General features: G+C 27.4%; 18 protein-coding genes and 2 pseudogenes. 3 read left to right on the top strand and 17 right to left on the bottom strand.

All coding sequences use genetic code 11. The annotated features are described in order from the left end of the window. Nucleotides 1–629: 629 nt before the first annotated feature. From HMPREF0078_RS00725 to cls, 14 genes and pseudogenes are all read right to left on the bottom strand, one after another. Complete coding sequence (locus HMPREF0078_RS00725) at nucleotides 630–839, bottom strand: P-loop NTPase family protein (RefSeq protein WP_004838102.1); 210 nt, start codon at nucleotides 837–839, stop codon at nucleotides 630–632. Between the two features lie 104 nt (nucleotides 840–943). Continuing rightward, complete coding sequence (locus tag HMPREF0078_RS00720) at nucleotides 944–1,093, bottom strand: hypothetical protein (RefSeq protein WP_004838101.1); 150 nt, start codon at nucleotides 1,091–1,093, stop codon at nucleotides 944–946. A 198-nt stretch (nucleotides 1,094–1,291) separates the two neighbouring features. Then, a pseudogene (locus HMPREF0078_RS09360) lies at nucleotides 1,292–1,408 on the bottom strand (single-stranded DNA-binding protein); the annotation flags it as partial. Between the two features lie 257 nt (nucleotides 1,409–1,665). After that, a complete protein-coding gene (locus HMPREF0078_RS00715) occupies nucleotides 1,666–2,856 on the bottom strand; it encodes a hypothetical protein (RefSeq protein ID WP_004838100.1) in 1,191 nt (396 codons plus the stop codon). A 72-nt stretch (nucleotides 2,857–2,928) separates the two neighbouring features. Next, nucleotides 2,929–3,707: pseudogene (locus tag HMPREF0078_RS08910) on the bottom strand (VirD4-like conjugal transfer protein, CD1115 family); the annotation flags it as partial. A 139-nt stretch (nucleotides 3,708–3,846) separates the two neighbouring features. After that, nucleotides 3,847–4,263: a hypothetical protein gene (locus tag HMPREF0078_RS00710; protein ID WP_004838098.1), complete on the bottom strand. Its 417-nt coding sequence runs from the start codon at nucleotides 4,261–4,263 to the stop codon at nucleotides 3,847–3,849. Between the two features lie 518 nt (nucleotides 4,264–4,781). After that, nucleotides 4,782–5,384 carry an HD domain-containing protein gene (locus tag HMPREF0078_RS00705; RefSeq protein ID WP_004838096.1) on the bottom strand — a complete coding sequence of 201 codons (603 nt, stop codon included), beginning with the start codon at nucleotides 5,382–5,384 and terminating at the stop codon, nucleotides 4,782–4,784. Next, nucleotides 5,377–6,075, bottom strand: a complete 699-nt coding sequence (locus HMPREF0078_RS00700) for an acyl-ACP thioesterase domain-containing protein (protein WP_004838095.1) — start codon at nucleotides 6,073–6,075, stop codon at nucleotides 5,377–5,379. Before HMPREF0078_RS00700 ends, HMPREF0078_RS00705 begins: the two co-directional genes overlap by 8 nt. A gap of 1 nt (nucleotide 6,076) precedes the next feature. After that, nucleotides 6,077–7,711 carry an ABC1 kinase family protein gene (locus HMPREF0078_RS00695; protein ID WP_004838094.1) on the bottom strand — a complete coding sequence of 545 codons (1,635 nt, stop codon included), beginning with the start codon at nucleotides 7,709–7,711 and terminating at the stop codon, nucleotides 6,077–6,079. A gap of 7 nt (nucleotides 7,712–7,718) precedes the next feature. Continuing rightward, nucleotides 7,719–8,159 (bottom strand): deoxycytidylate deaminase, encoded by a 441-nt coding sequence (locus HMPREF0078_RS00690; protein ID WP_004838093.1) that lies wholly within the window; start codon nucleotides 8,157–8,159, stop codon nucleotides 7,719–7,721. A gap of 98 nt (nucleotides 8,160–8,257) precedes the next feature. Next, nucleotides 8,258–9,511: a hypothetical protein gene (locus HMPREF0078_RS00685; RefSeq protein WP_004838092.1), complete on the bottom strand. Its 1,254-nt coding sequence runs from the start codon at nucleotides 9,509–9,511 to the stop codon at nucleotides 8,258–8,260. Next, nucleotides 9,511–10,374: an ATP-binding cassette domain-containing protein gene (locus HMPREF0078_RS00680; RefSeq protein WP_039920346.1), complete on the bottom strand. Its 864-nt coding sequence runs from the start codon at nucleotides 10,372–10,374 to the stop codon at nucleotides 9,511–9,513. Before HMPREF0078_RS00680 ends, HMPREF0078_RS00685 begins: the two co-directional genes overlap by 1 nt. After that, the gene (locus tag HMPREF0078_RS00675) at nucleotides 10,346–10,738 is read right to left on the bottom strand and encodes a GntR family transcriptional regulator (RefSeq protein WP_019118200.1); all 393 of its coding nucleotides are present in this window, start codon (nucleotides 10,736–10,738) and stop codon (nucleotides 10,346–10,348) included. Before HMPREF0078_RS00675 ends, HMPREF0078_RS00680 begins: the two co-directional genes overlap by 29 nt. 150 nt (nucleotides 10,739–10,888) lie before the next feature. Next, nucleotides 10,889–12,511, bottom strand: a complete 1,623-nt coding sequence (gene cls, locus HMPREF0078_RS00670) for a cardiolipin synthase (protein ID WP_004838089.1) — start codon at nucleotides 12,509–12,511, stop codon at nucleotides 10,889–10,891. Between the two features lie 157 nt (nucleotides 12,512–12,668). On the opposite strand from cls, the gene HMPREF0078_RS00665 reads away from it, so the two are divergent. The 3 genes from HMPREF0078_RS00665 to HMPREF0078_RS00655 all read left to right on the top strand — a co-directional run bounded on the left by HMPREF0078_RS00665 (nucleotide 12,669) and on the right by HMPREF0078_RS00655 (nucleotide 15,175). Then, nucleotides 12,669–13,457, top strand: a complete 789-nt coding sequence (locus HMPREF0078_RS00665) for a bifunctional hydroxymethylpyrimidine kinase/phosphomethylpyrimidine kinase (RefSeq protein ID WP_004838088.1) — start codon at nucleotides 12,669–12,671, stop codon at nucleotides 13,455–13,457. A 16-nt stretch (nucleotides 13,458–13,473) separates the two neighbouring features. Continuing rightward, nucleotides 13,474–14,814: an MATE family efflux transporter gene (locus tag HMPREF0078_RS00660; RefSeq protein WP_004838087.1), complete on the top strand. Its 1,341-nt coding sequence runs from the start codon at nucleotides 13,474–13,476 to the stop codon at nucleotides 14,812–14,814. A gap of 139 nt (nucleotides 14,815–14,953) precedes the next feature. Then, a complete protein-coding gene (locus tag HMPREF0078_RS00655) occupies nucleotides 14,954–15,175 on the top strand; it encodes a hypothetical protein (protein WP_004838086.1) in 222 nt (73 codons plus the stop codon). A 159-nt stretch (nucleotides 15,176–15,334) separates the two neighbouring features. Here HMPREF0078_RS00655 and HMPREF0078_RS00650 read toward each other — a convergent pair whose 3' ends face one another. From HMPREF0078_RS00650 to htpG, 3 genes are all read right to left on the bottom strand, one after another. Next, complete coding sequence (locus HMPREF0078_RS00650; protein WP_019118205.1) at nucleotides 15,335–15,574, bottom strand: Veg family protein; 240 nt, start codon at nucleotides 15,572–15,574, stop codon at nucleotides 15,335–15,337. 92 nt (nucleotides 15,575–15,666) lie between these two features. Further along, on the bottom strand, nucleotides 15,667–17,052 hold the full coding sequence (locus HMPREF0078_RS00645) for an aminopeptidase (protein WP_004838084.1): 1,386 nt from the start codon (nucleotides 17,050–17,052) through the stop codon (nucleotides 15,667–15,669). 9 nt (nucleotides 17,053–17,061) lie between these two features. Beyond that, nucleotides 17,062–18,906 carry a molecular chaperone HtpG gene (gene htpG, locus HMPREF0078_RS00640; protein ID WP_004838083.1) on the bottom strand — a complete coding sequence of 615 codons (1,845 nt, stop codon included), beginning with the start codon at nucleotides 18,904–18,906 and terminating at the stop codon, nucleotides 17,062–17,064. Nucleotides 18,907–18,967: the final 61 nt, after the last annotated feature.

The raw sequence follows: 18,967 nt of genomic DNA, 5'->3' as shown, positions 1-18,967 counted from the left end.
TTACTTTATATATAGGAGATAAAAACAGAGAGTAAAAATTTATCAAAAAATTTTTCTACAACAAATTTCAACTATCAAAGTGAAATTAATACATAAGCTAAGCTCCTAAGGTCTGTTTAATTTCTTTTGTATTTAGGTTGGTACTTATAAGTTGTATTTGTTTTGAAAATTAATAAAAGGTGTAGACATCAAAATCGTCTATACCTTTTATTAATTTATTTTTTTAAATTTTTTGCAAGTTTATTTATTTTATTTGAACTATAGGAACCTCTATAAAAATACTGTATATTTTTAAAATTCACTTTGTAATTTTATATCTCCTCCACCATTATTTATGATTTTTTTTACTAAAGATAAGCCTATTATCGTACTTTCTTTTATACCATTATTATAAAAAATATTTTCTATTTCAGTTTTAAATGATTTATTTAAATCTTCTACAATTTTATCTAAAGACTCCCCAGCTTTTATGTAATTTATATCTTTGTAATATATGCCAAATGATGAATACTTTTTTAGTTACTTGATTCTATTGTTCAATTTTTTATTTATTATTCTTATATATTAATCCTTTTTTTGGGCTATCAGCAACTCCGTCACTTATTTCATCTGTGTGGGCTTGGCTTATATTACAGATAAGGAAGTTGATAAGTCATGCCAAATCTTTGTTTCATACCCAAAGAGTATGAGGTAAATTTATCTTTGCCTCTATCTTTTAAACCTACTAATTCAAGTGATTTATCAATATCTTTATCACTTGTACCATCAATTAGTTTTGCCATCAATTTTAAATTTTCATATCCAGATAGATTTCCATAAAACTTAGGAGCTCCTACCATAGCTCCTATATTTTTAATTGCTTGATCCCCATTTTTTATTACAGGTTTATCATTTATTAAAATCTCTCCAAAATCTACCCTTATAAGTTATATAAGTTATGATATCATTCTATTAGCAGTTGTATTCCCCTCTCTTTTTTTTCAAAAAAACTATAAACATTTCCTCTAAATACAGTCATATTTAAATTATTTATAATTTTTCTTTTAACATAAGATTTGTTTAGATATTTTATTTCAAGTACTTCCTTAGACATAACTTTCTCCTTTGATTATTTAATTATAAGAGGTAAATCTAAAAAAATAAAAAAATCATAAATTTTTACTCATTTTAAAAAAATAATCAATAATATAGTATTTTATAAGTCATTAAACGCTAAAATAAACCTGCAACAATTGCAGTTGCAACTTCCTTTAAAATACAACTCCAGCTGCGAAATTCTATATTATTTCTCCTAGTTTTCTTGTCTTTTTTCTATTTTGTTTAGTGATTTAACTATAAAATTTTTGTAAACCTTATCTCCTTTTTTGTTTTCTTTGATATATCCAAAGACATGGATTAGATCTCCTTTTTAAAATTCTGAAAATCCAGCTTCTTTAACTAAATTTGCATTAAATTTATCATTTCTCTATCCATTAATTTCTTATCATTGATATATAAATTTCAATTAAAAAAGCCACTAATTTTTTTAATAAATCGCTAAATTACTAATATATTATATTTTTTAAGCAAGACTTATTATCCTTAGCATTTTAACCTCCTAATTTTGGGTATAGAAAAAGACGATTAGAGTTATAATTTATTATCATCTTTAATATATTTGTTATATTAATTATTTAGTAAATCATTTGTGATACAAATTCCTATTATATCTTCACATTGATATAATCTTGATTTTAGTTTAGTTTGTTCATTATCATTAAATCTTCCCTTTTTTATATCATAAAAAAATACTGGATCTATTATTGAAGTTTCAAATCTACAATTTTCAACTTCACTTTTTATTTTTATTTTATTATAAATTTCATGATAATCTTTTTGAATATCTATAACTAGATCTTTATAATCTGATATCACTTTAGAATATTGATTTTTTTTAAGTATTTTCCCCGTAAAGTTATTCCCGTCATACTCAAAGAATTCAAAGTTATCAAAATAATTTTTTTTATTAATATTGTACCAACCATAACCACAGTCTGTATTAGCTGTTACAATTACAGGGGACCCTAATATTCTTATCATTCCATCTTCTGTAATCTCTTTTTTATCACAAATAGCAAGAATATCCTTCCAACCGAAATTTTTTGTTCCCATTCTTGCTGTGCTAGGTTTAATATTGCTTTCTAAGTTTTTAAAATTTATATCTCCCTCAATTTTTTTATTGTTTAAAACATACTTTTCGATTTCTTCAAGCAATTCTTCTGAAGCACCTAAATTTGAGGGGTTCCAAGTATACTCATCAAAGTTTTTACAATTTTCTCTGTCTACATTTTTTATATTTCCACATAAAAATATCTCAACATTTCTATATCTCCCTGTCCAAACATATATCGAAGGATATTTTTTTGACAAAGAACAAATCCTACCTCCATATACAGGAAACCTTATTTTAAAATAATTACCTGCTTTAACATCAAAACAATTATCTATATTATTATTGTTACTATTTAAATAATTTCTAATATCACTAATTATGGATTGAGAACTATATTCTATTCCTTTTTCTACTGATTTAGAATCATGACTACCAAAACTTGCATTTATTTCTGAATATCCATTTCTTATATTAGCACCTATAGAAGCATTCCTTTCATTTGTCCCTTTATCTTTATATGTAATTATTCTGGTTTCATATATACTACAATTATCAATAAATTTTTTTATCTTTTCTGTAGAATTATACTCAATTAAACTAGCATTAAAAGTACAATTATTTATCGCATCCTTAGATTTTTTCAGACTGCCTATATAAATCTTATAATTATCCGAATGAATTTTCTTTTTTTGTTTTAGTTTCATTTTACAGCGTTCGAACATGCTTACCCTCACTTTTTTGATATTATATTAATTATATCATATGAGCTAACTTACTTATATATTATCGTACAACAATATAGTGTTAAATTTTATTTTATACTTATTTTTCAATATAAATAAGTTTTCATTAATATAATCCTCAAGTAGCTTATATTTTCTATACTTTTTAATATCAAACTTATCTGATAAAGTCCTCACTACTCTTAGTATATAAATACACTTACCACAATTCATTAAAGTCATTTCATCTTGCTCATAAGTTCCTTGCCAGTTTTTTGGTAATTTAGACCAAAAGATTTTTGATTTGATCTTGTTTCTGATGTGTTATTTAAGTCTATAGTTTCTTTTCCTAATGTTTCTGATAATCTTTTAATGTTGTTTTTTCTTTTCCTCCCAGAAAGAGTGTTGAGTCACAGTTACCAACTATTGTATCTGCATTATATTTATAAATTTCTTTTAACTGAGATTGTTCTTGCAGTATTATACTTGCTTATATTTTTCTTAAACGAATTGTTGCAATCATTTTTTTAATTTAGGAATTAAGCCAATATTTGCAAACTCATCAAGTAGACACCTAACATGAACTGGAAGTCTTCCACCATACACATCATCTGCCTTATCACATAGTAGGTTAAATAATTCAGAATACATTATCGAAACTACAAGTTAAATGTATAATCTGTATCTGATATTATTACGAATAGTGCAGTTTTCCTATCTCCAATTTTATCAAGTTCTAGTTCGTCTTAGCTCATTAGTTCTCTAAGCTCTCTTATATCAAAAGGTGCAAGTCTTGCTCCACAAGATATTAGAATTGACTTGGCAGTTTTTCCAGTAACAAAATGTCAATAGTTTTTTAATCACTTTTTTCAAAAAGGCAAAAAAAATAGAACATATAAATTATTTCCATACGCTCTATCTCACATTTCATATTAAATTTTTGAATTCTACAAACTGGAATTTGGCGATTGCTTACTTCCTTATCGTATTAAGAACATTTAAGACTTGTTCACCTTCATCTCTGTTGGTACTCCATACGCTGATAGACAATAATTCACCCGCAGAATAATACCCTACATAAACAACATAAATAGTGTTGCTATCTTCCGTTAATACATCGTCGTATATCTTTGCTTCAAATCCGCTTGGAATGTAGAAATCTAAATTTCGCTGTCTTGCAGATAATGGCACTGTTCTGATATAAGCATCTTCCATTACTTCTCTTGGTGCAAGTATACCATCCCTTTCTGCGTGGAACGGTGTTATACGAATTGTCAAATCACTATTGTCAGGATAAAAAATGTACTGACCACTCTCTTTATCGTATTCGCCTTGCCAGTTATCTGGCATAGAAATTTGCCAATCAAAAAGTAATTTATAAGAATTCATGTTGCACCTCCAAATCCCGATTTGTTATTCACATGATATCATATTTTTTCTTCAATTACATCCACCTAATTCTAATACACTGCCATTCGGCTTGCTTCTGTAACCATCATCCAGTTGATCTTCTCCTACATTGTTTCCTTTGCCTATTCACCGAAATGATAACGGACAACATAGACCTTCTGCCCGATTTTCTTTGTAAATGTGTTCCCCTCTGTTTTTGTATTCATCATCTTTTCCATAATCATTTTTTCCTTTTAGATCACTAGCAGAGAGCCATTTCATTGGTCTCTATCATGGTAATATTTACAACTCCATTTAGTGTGTGATACACTATGAGTATCATTTAATATCTCCTTGATTTTTTTATTCTGCAGTTGGCAGACCGCAAATTTATTATATCACTGAAGTATTTTTGTTTGGATATCATTGCTAAAGCTATACTGAACTCCTCAGTCTAACTGAGTGGGCTTATACAAACAAAAAACGACTCTTTCAAATCGTATTTGCTTTGAGTCGTTTTATTTTTTTATATTTTTATTTACATAATATTCTATTGGATTTTTTAATTTATTTTCAAAATATTTTTGGTAGCTTTCTAATATTTTTAATCTTTCTTTTTCGTATGGTATTTTTTTGTATTTTTCTTTTAAATATTTTTGATATTTTTCTATTCCTATATATTTATCTGTGATTGAATTGTCTAGCACTTGGATTAGTTTGTCGTAATCTGTGTAAGTGTGGGATAGGAGAAAATTTTTTATTATTTTTTTATCTTTTTCTTCTAGATTATCTTCTCCTATAAAGGAGTCTATATCTTTTATTATAAAGGAATGGCTAAGATTTGTTTTTGCTGGAAAAAAATATGATTCTTTTCTTAAAATATAAAATCCTCTTATATTTTTTTCTAAATTGTTTTTATTTTCTTTTTTTCCAATTTCAAAAAGTGAGCCGCAGGCAAAGGCTATGTCTTCGTCTAGTCCTAATTCTTTTGCCATCATTTTTGCTGTTTTGCCTATAATTTTTGATCTTCTTACCCAAGCTCCTATATTTTGGTTATCTTCTATTAAATAATAATTTATTTTGTCTTTGTTTGGAATATTTCCATAATTTTCTTTATACATTTCTTTTTACTATCTTTCCGTAGGTATAAATTTTTTTGTCATCGTCTATAAATCTGTATGAAATTTCATTTTTGTTTTTGGATTTTTCTCCAAGTATATATTTTTTATCTCTTATTTCATTTTTATAAACTATATTTATAAATTCTATATCTTGGTCTTTGACTTTTGTAATTTCTCTTAATAAATCCATGTATGATGCGTTATTTACGTGATAATTTGTGTCTATATCTGTATATCTTATTTGAATTTTTTCTAAATTTGTAAATTCATCATCATATTTGTGTGATTTTTCTTCGTATATGGCCTTTTCTTTTTGGTAGGCTTTTGCTATTTCTTTTGGAATTTTTATTGGTCGCTTTTTTTTAAGGTCAAAAAGCAAAAACACACAATAGGCTTCTACAATTTCTTCATCATTTCTTTCTATGATAAAGTTTCTGTAGGCATAGAATTTTTTCATATCAATGGCAAAGGTGGTAATTTTTATTTTATCTTTTGATTTTATTGGCTTTTTGATTTTTATATCCCAAGAATAAACTATCCACCTCTTATCTTCCATAATTTTTTTATTTTCTACTTCTTCTGCTTGATCAAAGGATACTTCAAACATTAAAGACAAAAGATATTTATTTTTTAAATATCCCTCGCTATTTGCAAGAAATCTTTCTACTTCAAATTCTTTTGTTTTTCTCATTTTATTCCTTTCTGTATATATTTTTGATTATGGCAAACGCCATAAAAAATCCCAAAAATAAACTTGTTACCAAGAGTGCTTTTAAAATATTTTTATCAATCTCTACAAATGCCAAGCCCAAAAGTGATGATGCAATTATTAGGCAAAGTCCTAGAAAAATTATAGCTTGTGTTTTTTGATTTTCAGTTTTTTCATAGGACTTTCTTTCCTCTTCACTTTTTTGGTCGATTATCCTAAAATCTCCTCTTGCAAGTTGCCTTAAAATATTTAGGGTTGTTTGTGGAAATTCTTTTATTAATGAGTAGGTATCATACATTTTTGGTCTAATTCTATCCAAAACTAAGTCTGGACTAAAAATTTTAAAAACCATAGATTTTGCTATTGGAAGGGCAAGTTCTAGGAATGATTCTTTGTAAACTAATTTTTCGATTAAGCCTTCCAAAATTAAAACTGTTTTTGCAAAATTTGTAAGCTCTGATGGTATTTTTATGGAATAATCCACCAAAAGCGTATAAAAATCTCTAATCAAATCTGCAAGTTTCATTTGATTTAAGCTCATTACCATATACTTATCCAAAAGTTTTTGAATTCTTTTTTCAAAATCTCCAATTTTTTTGGAATCAAATTCCAAAAGTCCCATGCCAATTATAGCATCAGTTATAAGTTTTACTTCATTAAAACTTGCTCCCAAAAATATTTTCATTATTTGATAGCGATAATTTTCCGATAAATTTCCCACAATTCCAAAATCTATCAAATAAATATTTAAATTATCATCTACAAAAATATTTCCAGGATGAGGATCAGCGTGAAAATATCCATAAGTAAACATTTGATTTACATAAGCTCCTATGATTTTTTCAGCTAATTCCTTTCTAATATCTGATCTTTTTTCATAAACTGTTCTTATAGATTTGCCGTCAATGTATTCCATCGTCAAGATTTTTTTGCTTGAATATGAATCATAGACATCAGGAGAAAGGAGGTCCTTTTTTTGGATATTTAATTTTCTGTATTTTTTTATGTTATTTTTTTCAACTTCAAAGTCAATTTCTCTAATTAGGGAAAGAGAAAATTCTTGGATAATTTCTCCAAAATTAAAAGATTTTATTCCTTCAAGTTTTATTTCGAGTTTTTTATAAAGATCATTCATTATTTTCAAATCTTCAACAACTCTTTTGTCCATATCTTTTCTTTGAATTTTGACAACAACCTTTCTCTCAAGAGAGCCGACCTTTATAGTTGCCAAGTGAGTTTGGGCAATTGAGCCTGATGCAAGTGGTTTTTTTTCAAATTCATCAAAGACATCATAAATATCTTTTGAAAATTCTTCATAAAAAACTTCTTTTATATTTTCAAAATCTTCTTCTTTTACATCATCTTGTAATTTTTCAAGCTCTGTAATTATATTTTCTGAAAATATATCTCTTCTTGTAGATAATAATTGTCCAAATTTTACAAAAACAGGTCCCAATTCTTCAAACAAGCTCCTCAAATTTTTGCCAAAATGACTTTCAAGCTCGCTTAAATCTTTTGAATTTTCTCCCTTATTTTTCAAAAGTTTTCTGCCGTCCAAAATAATATTTAGACTTATAAATTTTTTTATTATCTCAAGTTTTCTTTTTTTGTATCCCATTTTATTCTCAATTTCTATTTTCTATCTTTTCATATTTTATTTTATTTTTCTCCAAAAGTTCTATTGCATAAGGATCAATTCTATAATCATTTGAATAATAAATTTCTTTAATACCCGCTTGAATCAAACTTTTTGTGCAATTTAAGCAAGGAAAATGAGTTACATAGCAAATAGAATTTTTTACAGGAATTCCTTCTTTTGCACAATACAAAAGTGCATTCATTTCAGCATGAATTGTTGCAATACAATGGCCATCTCTCATCGTATGCCCTACTTCATCACAATGTGGATTTCCTTTTATTGAACCGTTGTAGCCTGTAGAAATAATTCTATTTTCGCCATTTACAAGAACGCAACCAACATAAGCCCTATCGCAAGTTCCCCTAAGAGCAACCATGTGAGCAAGTTTTATAAAATATTCATTCCAAGTTAGCCTATCTTTTGCCATAATTTTTCTCCTTAATTTTTTTCTTTATTCTATTTTACCAAATTTAAAATTTTAATCACACAAAAAGACTGAAGATAAACTCCAGCCTTTTAATTTTTTTAAACTTTTAATTTTAATTTAAACAAAATATTAAATATTTTACTAAATACAAAAATCAAAATTGCAAATATTACAAAATTAATTATAGAGAATCCTTTGAAAACAGATTGTTGAAAAATCATTGTTCCACCGCATGCACAAAGCAAAATTATTAAAACTTTCGCAAGATTTTCTATAGGTTTTAACAAAACCATCTTTCCAGATTTTTCTGTTTTTGTTTTTTCTATCAAAGAATATGAAACTATAAATACAAGCAAGGAAAATATTATTAATCCAGCCAAGGCTAAATAAGAATTATCATAATTTGAAGCAGGTCTTAAAATAACTTTAATTATTTTGTTAAAATAAGATGTGTCATTAGGAATTTTATCTTCAATTAAATATATTAAAGACCTTTCATATAAAAATTCGCCTTTGAATAACATATTTAAACTGTCCCATATAGCATTTACAATATCAATAAAGAAAAAAGTCATTACGCCTAGTCCAACATGACCTAAAATATTTCCTGCCATAAAACCTACTGACAAAATTGTAAGATAAAGAGCTGACAAAAATCCAAAATTTTTCAAATTTCCTGGAATATATTTGACGCCAGTTTTTAAAATTTCAACATTTGAAGTTTTTACTATCATATAATTTAAAATTGAGCTTATCAAAACAAATCCAAAAATAATCATAAGCCCAAAAATAATTTTCATTAGAAAATCTTTTTTCTTTGTCCATGGATAAGTTCTGGCAAATTCATAATAAGAAGTTGAATGCTCCATTGATGAAAATAAAAATCCCAAAACTAAAACCACAATCATACCCGTAATACTTATAGGAATTGAAAAGAAATTATTTGTTTTTTCCTTCATCTCCTTTGACAAATAGTTATAGCTAGTTAGATTTTGCAAATATTCTCCATTTTTCAATTGATATTCATCATATTTTTTCATTTCCTCTTCGCTTGCTTTTGAAAAATCAAAATTATCATACTTGCCAAATTCATATTTTTTTGCCATTTTTTCAAAAATAATATCATTTTTTTCAAAGAATTCTTTATCTATTACTACATCTTTTTTGTATTTCTTGCCTGTATTTGCCATGATATTTATTTTATTTGTAACATTAACTAAAGAATCGTGTTTTTCTTCCAATGTATTTGTTTGGAAAACTCCATAAAAAAGAAGGCTAACTAAAACAGCAAGAATTATCCAAAATCCATTTCTTATTGTAAGAATTTTAATTTCTTTCTTAAAGTCTTTCATTATTTGTTCCTTCCCTTCTCCCAATAAAAATTATCCTCAATTTTTGATTCCAAAACATCAAATTGCACAATAGATTCATTTCTTTTTATATCATCAAGAATATTTTCCCTATTATCAATCAAAATTGTATAAACTCTTCCCAAATGAAATCTCAAAACAGATTTTTCAAGAATTTTTGGATCTAATTCATCCTTTACAACCACTTGCAACTTCACAAATTTTTCCTTATTTTGATAAAGATTTGTAAGTTTTCCTTCCTTAGAAAGATAAAGAGTTTCATCAGCAACTTTTGCCAATTCCTCAAGCTCGTGGCTTGATGCAAGAACAGTTCTTCCTTCTTCTTTCAAATCTAAAATATAAGTAAGAATAATCTCCTTATTTAAAACATCCATTCCATCAAGAATTTCATCTAAAAGAATCACTTTTGCATTTGTAGAAATAGTAGCCAAAAGCCCAATCAAATTTTTATATCCTTTTGAAAAAGATCTCAAAGATTTTTTTAAATCTATATTATTTTTTTCAAGCTCTTTTTTTGCAAATTTTTTGTTGAAATTTGGATAAATAACTTCATAATATTCAAGCATTTTTTCAACCGATATATAATCAAAATAATCAAACCTATCAGGCAAATAAACAATATTTTCCAATATATGCTTATCCTCCACACAAGATTTTCCAAAAACATTAACCTTGCCTAAATCTTTTTGAAAAATATCAGCCATTACTTTCAAAAGAGTAGTTTTGCCAGATCCATTTCTTCCAACCAAAGCATATATTTTTCCTTCTTCCAAAGAAAAATTCACATCTTCCAAAACCTTATTTTCCCCAAAAGATTTATAAAGGCTCATTACTTCCACAGCCATTAGAATCCTCCTTGCTCTTTTCATAAATATTTTTAATCTTTTCAAAACTTATTCCATAAAAAATACATTTTAAAAAAATATCGTAGAGTTTTTTCTCGAGTTTTTCTTTTTTTACATCAATTATTTCATCATCTAAACTTACAAAAGTCCCAAGACCTTTTTTTGTAAGCAAAATTCCTTCTTCTTTTAATTTGTTGTAGGCTTTTTGAACGGTAGATTGATTAATCAAAAGAGCTTTTGATAAATCTCTTACAGATGGCATAGTGTCGCCATCAATCAAAATTCCTTGAGCAATCATTAATTTTGTTTGCTCAACGATTTGTTCATTCAAAGGAATTTGAGATGAGCTATTTAAATCAAACATAAAAACCCCTTCCTTTATTTTCTGTATGGTGTATGGCATATCTCCATACACTTCTTAATTCAATTATAACTAGATTATTTTTCTTGTCAAATATTTTTTTGAAATTTATTTTAAAATTTTTCAAAGAAAAAAACCTAGATAAAACTAGGTTTACATTAATGGAGCAAATGGTTTTACTATAAAAGCTATTATTTTTTTATAAATTGGATAAGATTTTACATCTTCAAGGCTTATTTCTTTTCCTATATCAAAACTTATTTCAAAATCTTTCAATATTTCATTTATAACTGGATGTTTGTGAATATAAACTCCGCATTCAAAATTTAAATAAAGAGCTCTATAATCTACATTTACCGAACCTACTACTGCTTTTTCATTATCTGAAACCCAAGTTTTCGCATGGATGAATCCCGGCAAATATTCATAAATTTTAACTCCAGATTCAATTAATTTTTTGTAGTGAGATTTTGCTAGCATATATGGAATTTTTTTGTCTGGAATTGCTGGAAGAATTATTCTTACATCTACTCCTCTTTTTGCTGCAAATGTTAAAGATTTTGTCATTTCATTATCTATAATTAAATAAGGCGTCATTATATATGCGTAGTCTTTTGCAGTATCTAGTATGTGCATATAAATATTTTTGAAAAATCTTTCTTTTCTAATCGGATTATCTCCAACTCCTATCATATAGCCTTTTGATTTTTGTGGATATGTTTGTAAATATCTTTTTAAATCTTCTTTTTCTTCGCTATCCCACAATTGCAAAAACATAATTGTAAATGACTGAACTACTGGGCCTTTTAATCTTATAAAAGTATCTTTCCAATGGCCAAATCTTTCTTCTACATTTATATATTCGTCAGCCAAATTTACTCCGCCTGTAAAAGCTACTTTGCCATCTACTACCAAAATTTTTCTATGATCTCTGTTGTTGTGATAGGTTGATATTATTGGAATTATTGGCGAAAATACCTTGCATTTTATACCAAGATTTTCCATCTCTTCTGGGAAATTTTTTGGTAGATTTAAAATTGCATTTGTTCCATCATACATAAGTCTTACTTCAACTCCCTCGCTTGCTTTTTGTGCAAGTTCTTCAAGAATTGTTCCCCAAAAATATCCTTGATGTACTATAAAAAATTCTACAAAAATAAAATCTTTTGCACTTCTTATAGCCTCAATAATATCATTAACTGCATCATCTCCAACTCTGTAATATTTTGCATCATTATTTTTGCTTACAGGATATGAGCCGTAATCATTTAAATATTTTACTAAATTATAAAATTCCTTATCTTCATTTTTTAATTCTTCTACCAAATCTTCATCGATTGTGTGCAGATAATTGGTTTCTTCTTCGCTATCCATAATTGAGCTTTCTTCAAGTTTTTTTCCTATGTCAATTCTTGATAAGATAAAAAACATAATTCCAAAAGTAGGAAAGGCTGCAATTAGAAAAAACCAAGAAAGTTTTTCATAAGGATTTACATCCATCGACAAAATTACAAGCAAAGAAATTGCTGCTATCAATGCTGATGAACCAAAAATTACAGATGGATCGATTGAAAGATGTCTAAGTATTGCCATAAAAATAAAAATTTGAGCAAGTACTAACAAAACATACAAACCCGCCCTGCCAAAAACAACTTTCAATAAAGATGATTTTGTTTTTTCAACAAATTTGTTATCGTTTAATATTTTTTTAATTTTTTCATTATATTTTTTCATATTGTTATTATATTTTTTCATATTGTTATTATACTTTTTCATGATATTATTATATCTAATTTCGCCTTATTTTAACAGGATAAAAATTCAAAATATTTTATTAAAAAATCTAACAAAAATCTTCTTATTTGCTTATTTTCATTAATATAACTATAATAGTTCTATAAGAATGAATTAGTATTTTATTTAAAGGAGTTATATGAAATCTTGTAAAAATAATGAAAAAATTTTGCTCATTAATGACTTTCTTTCAAGTGGAAATATTGGTGGAAGTCTTTGCAAAAGTGTTTTAAATTTTTATTCTTTTGATATAGATTTTGTACCTACAGCTTTAATTTCAAATATGTTTTCTCTAAAACCCATAGAAATTTTTGATTCTAGTAATTTTTTGACCAATACTCTTGAAGTTTATAAAAAGCAAAATAGAAAATATAAGGCAGTTTTTGTGGGATTTGTTTTAAATTTTAATCAGGCAAAAATAATTTGTGATTTTGTAAAAGAAAATAATCTATTTATGGTACTTGATCCAATTATGGGAGATTCTGGAAAAATCTACAGTGGTCTTGATAAAAATATTGTAGAAATTTATAAATATATGGCAGATTATGCTCATATAATTATTCCAAATCTCACAGAGGCAAGGCTTTTGACTGATAATAAATTTGAAAAAGCTCATGATATTGTAGATTATTTTGAAAATATCGGTAAAAAATTTATTATTACAAGTGTTGAAGATGGAAACAGACATTTTATTTTGGCTAAGGATAAATATTTTATAGAAGAAGATTATAAATTTTTAGACAAGTCTTTTGGCGGAAGCGGGGACTTGTTTGACTCAATTTTTTTGGCAAATTATTTGAAAAATAATGATTTTTTACTTGCAATTAAAGATACAAGGGATATGATAGCTTGTATTCTTGATATGCAAATTAAGATTGATGATAAAGCAAATGATATTAGTATAAATGAAATTTTGAAAAAATTATAGAAAGTGAGGTAGTTTTTTGATTAAAAATAAATATTGGAAAAGGGCCTTGCAAATTGCTTGGCCGTCTGTCTTGGAGTCATTTTTTATTTCTTTGGCAGGCTTGATTGATACCTTTATGGTTTCATCAATTGGTTCATCAGCAGTTGCTGCAATTGGACTTACAACCCAGCCAAAATTTATCGCCCTTTCCTTTTTTATTGCAATTTCCGTTTCAGTTTCAGCCTTAGTTGCAAGACGAAAAGGCGAAGAAGATAAAAAAATGGCAAATCAAACTATGGTTACTGCAATGATTGTAGCTGTTGGTTTATGTATAATAATCTCTTCAATTTTTGTAATATTTACTCCACAAATTATAAAACTTGCAGGGTCATCTCCTGAAACTCACGATTTGGGAGTTTCATATTTTAAAATTATAATGGCAGGAATGATATTTAATGTAATTTCCATGACAATAAATGCAGGCCAAAGAGGAAGTGGAAATACACAAATAGCCTTTACAACAAATCTAGTTTCTTCTATTGTAAATATATTTTTCAATTATTTACTTATAAATGGAAATTTTGGTTTTCCAAAATTAGGAGTAAAAGGAGCAGCAATCGCAACAGTTTTGGGAGCTTTTGTTGCGGCAATTATGAGTTTTTCTTCATTATTTAGAAGATCATCATATATGTCCTTTGGGCTTATAAAAAAATATAAACTTACTTTCTCAAATTTTATATTTAAAGAAATTTTTGGACTAGGCTCAAATATTTTTATAGAAAATATTGCAGCAAGAATTGGATTTTTGGTTACAGCAATTACAGCCGCAAAACTTGGAACAGACCAATTTGCAGCTCACAATGTAGGAATGAATTTGCTTTCTCTTTCATTTTCATTCGGGGATGGTATGCAAGTTGCAGCAGTTGCCCTTACAGGAAATTGTCTTGGAGCAAGAAAAAAAGAAGAAGCCGTAAAATATGGAAAAACTTGCCAAGAAATTGGCTTAACAATTTCAATAATAATATCTGTTATTTTGGTATTATTTAGAAAAAATATTTTTAGATTATTTTTTGATGATGACAAAATAATAGCTATGGGGTCTGTGATAACTTTTTATCTTATATTCATAGTTATTTTCCAAATTTCCGCAATAATTTTTGGAGGGGCTTTGAGAGCAGCAGGCGATGTTAAATATACACTTGCCGTAAGTTTGATTTCAATTACCTTTATAAGATCAGCTGCAACAATATTTTTTGTAAATATTATTCATTTGGGACTTCAAGGAATTTGGATAGGAGTTCTAGCAGATCAAGTTTCAAGATTTATTGGATTATGGACAAGATTTAGAAAAGGCGATTGGGTAAATATAGAAATTTAATTAAATGAGATTTTAATTATATATTATAAAATAAAAATATTTTTCACATAAATATTTGAATTTTTCTTCAAATCTGGTATATTATACTTACTATCGGTAAAGATAGTAAGTATATTTTTTTAAACAGGGGGATTAAACAATGAAAATTAAAAAAGTATTACCAGTATTAGCATTAACAGTTGCTTTAGTAGGATGTGGAAAAAAAGCTGACACAACATCAAACGCTTCAAGCACACCAGCTTCAACAACAACTACAGAAAAAGCTGATTCTAACGCTAGTACAATGGATTCAAACGCAGCAAGCACACCATCATCAAACGATGCTAGTACACCTGCTTCAGACGCTGGATCAAATAAATAATTAAATTTTAAACAAAAAAAGAGCAAGAAATTCTTGCTCTTTTTTGTTTAAAATTTTTTAAAAATTAAAATTAAAAAATTTAAATTATTTTTTTAATAAATTCAAAATCAAAAAAATCATCCTCAAAATATTAGGATGATTTTTTGAATTAATCTATAATTAATTGTTTATTTGTAATCTAACTGTAGATGTTAAAACATCTGAGTAGCTGTATGATACAGTTCTTTCTGCATCAAAATCATTATTTACTTTTATTGTAAATACACTTGGGAAAGCGTCTAAAATTATACCGCTTTTGGTAACAATTCTTTTTCTACCCTTATCAGCTTTTAAAGTAACTTCTTTTCCTACGTTTTTTTTAACTTCTGACCTTATTTCACTAACTGATTTAAATTCCATATATCCACCTTCCATGCATTTGTATATATTATACAACAAAATTGTGGATAAGTCAAATTAGCGTAATATTATACGCTAGATTAAAATTCTTGTCAAATATTTTTATAAAAGGCTCTGTAAGCTGTAAAGGTTGAGTAGAAATCTGCTTTTGAAATTAATTCTATTGGTGCGTGCATAGATATTACTGGTGTTCCACAATCAACTACATCCATTCCATATTCTGCAAGAATATAGGCAATTGTTCCTCCACCACCTTGATCAACTTTACCAAGCTCTCCTGTTTGGAAAATTACTTCATCTTTATTAAAAGCAAGTCTAACTTGTGATAAATATTCTGCATCAGCATCATTTGATCCGCCTTTTCCGCCTGAGCCTGTGTATTTTGTTAAGGCAACTCCATGAGAAATTTGTGCTGCATTTTGACTTTCTGTTGCATCTTTAAAGTTTGGATCTTCTGCCAAGGTTACGTCAGCTGATAAAACTTTTGAATTTCTCAAAGCTCTTTTGAATTTAATCAAATCAAACTCTTCTTTTAAATTCATAATTTCTAAAAGAGTATTTTCAAAAAATTGTGAAGTCATTCCTGTTGCTCCAACTGAACCAATCTCTTCCTTGTCAACAAAAAGTCCTAGCAAAGTTTTCTTTGTTTCTTTTATATCAAGCAAAGCTCTCAAAGCTGCGTATGAACAAACTCTGTCATCGTGACCGTGGGAAGCTATCATTGATTTATCAAAACCAACTTCTCTTGCTTTTCCTGCAGGAACTACTTCAAGTTCTGCTGTAATAAAATCTTCTTCTTCAATTCCGTATTTTTCATTTAAAATTTTTAAAATATTTTTCTTAACCGGATTTTCTTTTTCATCTAATAGTGGTCTATTGCCAACTATAATTGATAATTGCTCACCTGTTATAACTTCTTTTGCAGATTTTTCCATCAATTGTCTTGATAAATGAATTAAAAGTTCTGAGATGAAAAATACTGGCTCATCATCCTTATCTCCGATTGAAATATCTACTTTTTCTCCATTTTTTGTAAAAACTACTCCGTGAAGGGCAAGGGGCATATTTGTCCAATTATATTTTTTTACTCCCCCATAATAGTGAGTTTTTAAATAAGCAAGTCCATTTTCTTCTGTAAGTGGAACAGGTTTTAAATCAAGCCTTGGAGAATCGATATGACCTCCAACTATAGCAAGTCCATCTGATAAATCTTCGCTTCCTATATGAAACATAGCTACAGCTTTATTTTTATTTACTGCATAGATTTTATCGCCAGTCTTTATTTTTCCAGCCTTTATTTTTTCTTCAAGGTCAACATAACCTGCTTTTTTTGCTAAATTTATAATTTCTTTTGCAGCAAGTCTTTCAGTTTTTCCTTTGTCCAAAAAATCCATATAATCTTTTGAGAGACTTTCTAATTCTTTTTCTTGTTCTAAGGATAAATTCTCCCAAACATTTTTTCTTTTGTACTCTGTCATTTTTTTCTCCTAAATTAATTTCCATATATTTTTTGCATACTCAAGAGGATTATCAATTTCAAGTCCCTCTATAAGTTTTGCTTGGTCAAATAAAATATTTACTATCATTTTAAATTCATCAGAATTTTCTTTAAAATCTTTTTCTAATAGTTTATAGGCCTTAGAATTTTTGTTTATTTCTAAAACTTTCTCCGCCTTTATATCTGGGGCATTTACTTGAGATTTTAAAGTTTTTTCCATCTCAATTGAAACATCTCCCCTTTGTTTTATCATTGAAATTACATCTTCTGATAAATTATCTGAAATTTTTACATCTACTACTTCTTCCGGTAAAATTTCCTTGATTTTTTCAACCAAGTCTTTGTTTTCTTCGTTTTCATCTTCATCTTCATCAACTTGATTTATTGATTTAAATGGAATTTCCTTGTAAGCATTTAGCATTTTTATCAAAAATTCATCCAATTTTTCATCAAGTAAAAGAACATCTTTGTCTTTTTCTACTGATTTTAAGGCTGGGGAATTTTTGATTTTTTCTAAATTTTCTCCAACTGTATAGAGGATATTTTCATCTGTTGATTTCAAATCTTCCTTGTATTCATTTAATGAAATCATCTTATCTTTTCTGTAGGAATTAAACAATAATAAATCTTCTAACCTATCTTTTTTTCCTCCAAAAGATTCATAAATTGCAACTTTCAAATTATTGCCAAATTCTTTGAAAAATATTTGGTATTTTTCCCTATCATTTTTCATCAAATCCATTAAGTGAGATCTGATTTTATTATTTATTTGTTTGGCAATAAATCTTAATTCTCTTGTTTCTTGAAGGGTTTCTCTTGAAATGTTTAGAGAAATATCGTCACTTTCAACAACTCCCTTTGCAAAAGAAAATTCATCTTCAAGCAAGTCTTCGTGCCTATCTTTAATTTTTACTCCTGATGAATAAAGTTGAAGGCCTTTTTGATAATCTTTTGAATAAAAATCAAAAGGTGCTTTTCTTGGAATATAAATTATCGCCCTAAATTCAACAGTTCCTTCAATATTTAAATGAATCCATGATAAGGGATCATCAAAACCAAAGCCTTGGTCCTTGTAGAAATTTATATAATCTTCATCAGTCAAATCATTTTTGGATTTTTTCCAAATTGGAATTTCAGAATTTAAAACTTCTACTTCCTTGTAATCTTTATATTCTGGATTTTCATCAGTTGAATCATCTGTTTTTCTTGACTTTGTAACTTCCATTTTGATTGGATATCTAATGTAGTTTGAATATTTTCTTACAAGTTCTTTGATTTTATATTGGTCAAGATAAATATCATAGTTTTCGTCTTCTGTATTTTCTTTTAAAAATAAGGTAATATCTGTTCCATTTTCTTTTTTGTCGGATTTTTCAATTTCATAGCTTTCGGCATTTTCACTTATCCATTTATAGGCTTGGTCATCTTTTTTGGTATTTACAATAATTTTTTTGCTTACCATAAAGGCTGAATAAAATCCAACTCCAAATTGTCCAATTAAATTATTTAAATCTTCGCTTTCAATTTCTTTTTTGAAAATTTCTGTACCAGATTTTGCAATTGTTCCAAGATTTTCTTCCAAATCTTTTTCATCCATTCCAATTCCAGTATCTCTTATGGTTAAAGATCTTTCGTCCTTGTTTGGAATAATTTCAATATAATAATCTTTTTTGTCTACATTTTTATCTGATTTTAAATCTTTATAATATAATTTATCAATAGCATCTGAGCCGTTTGATATTAATTCCCTAAGAAAAATATCCTTATTTGTATAGATTGAATTTATCATCAAATCCATAACTTTTTTGGCTTCTGCTTTAAATTCTTTTTTCATAAATCCTCCTTAGCACTTTAAGTTGCTGACTGCTAATATTATACTTACTCTAAAATTTTTT

Origin of the sequence: Anaerococcus vaginalis ATCC 51170, assembly GCF_000163295.1 — a bacterium.
Lineage (GTDB): Bacteria > Bacillota > Clostridia > Tissierellales > Peptoniphilaceae > Anaerococcus > Anaerococcus vaginalis.
This window is presented reverse-complemented; position numbering and strand designations above follow the sequence as displayed.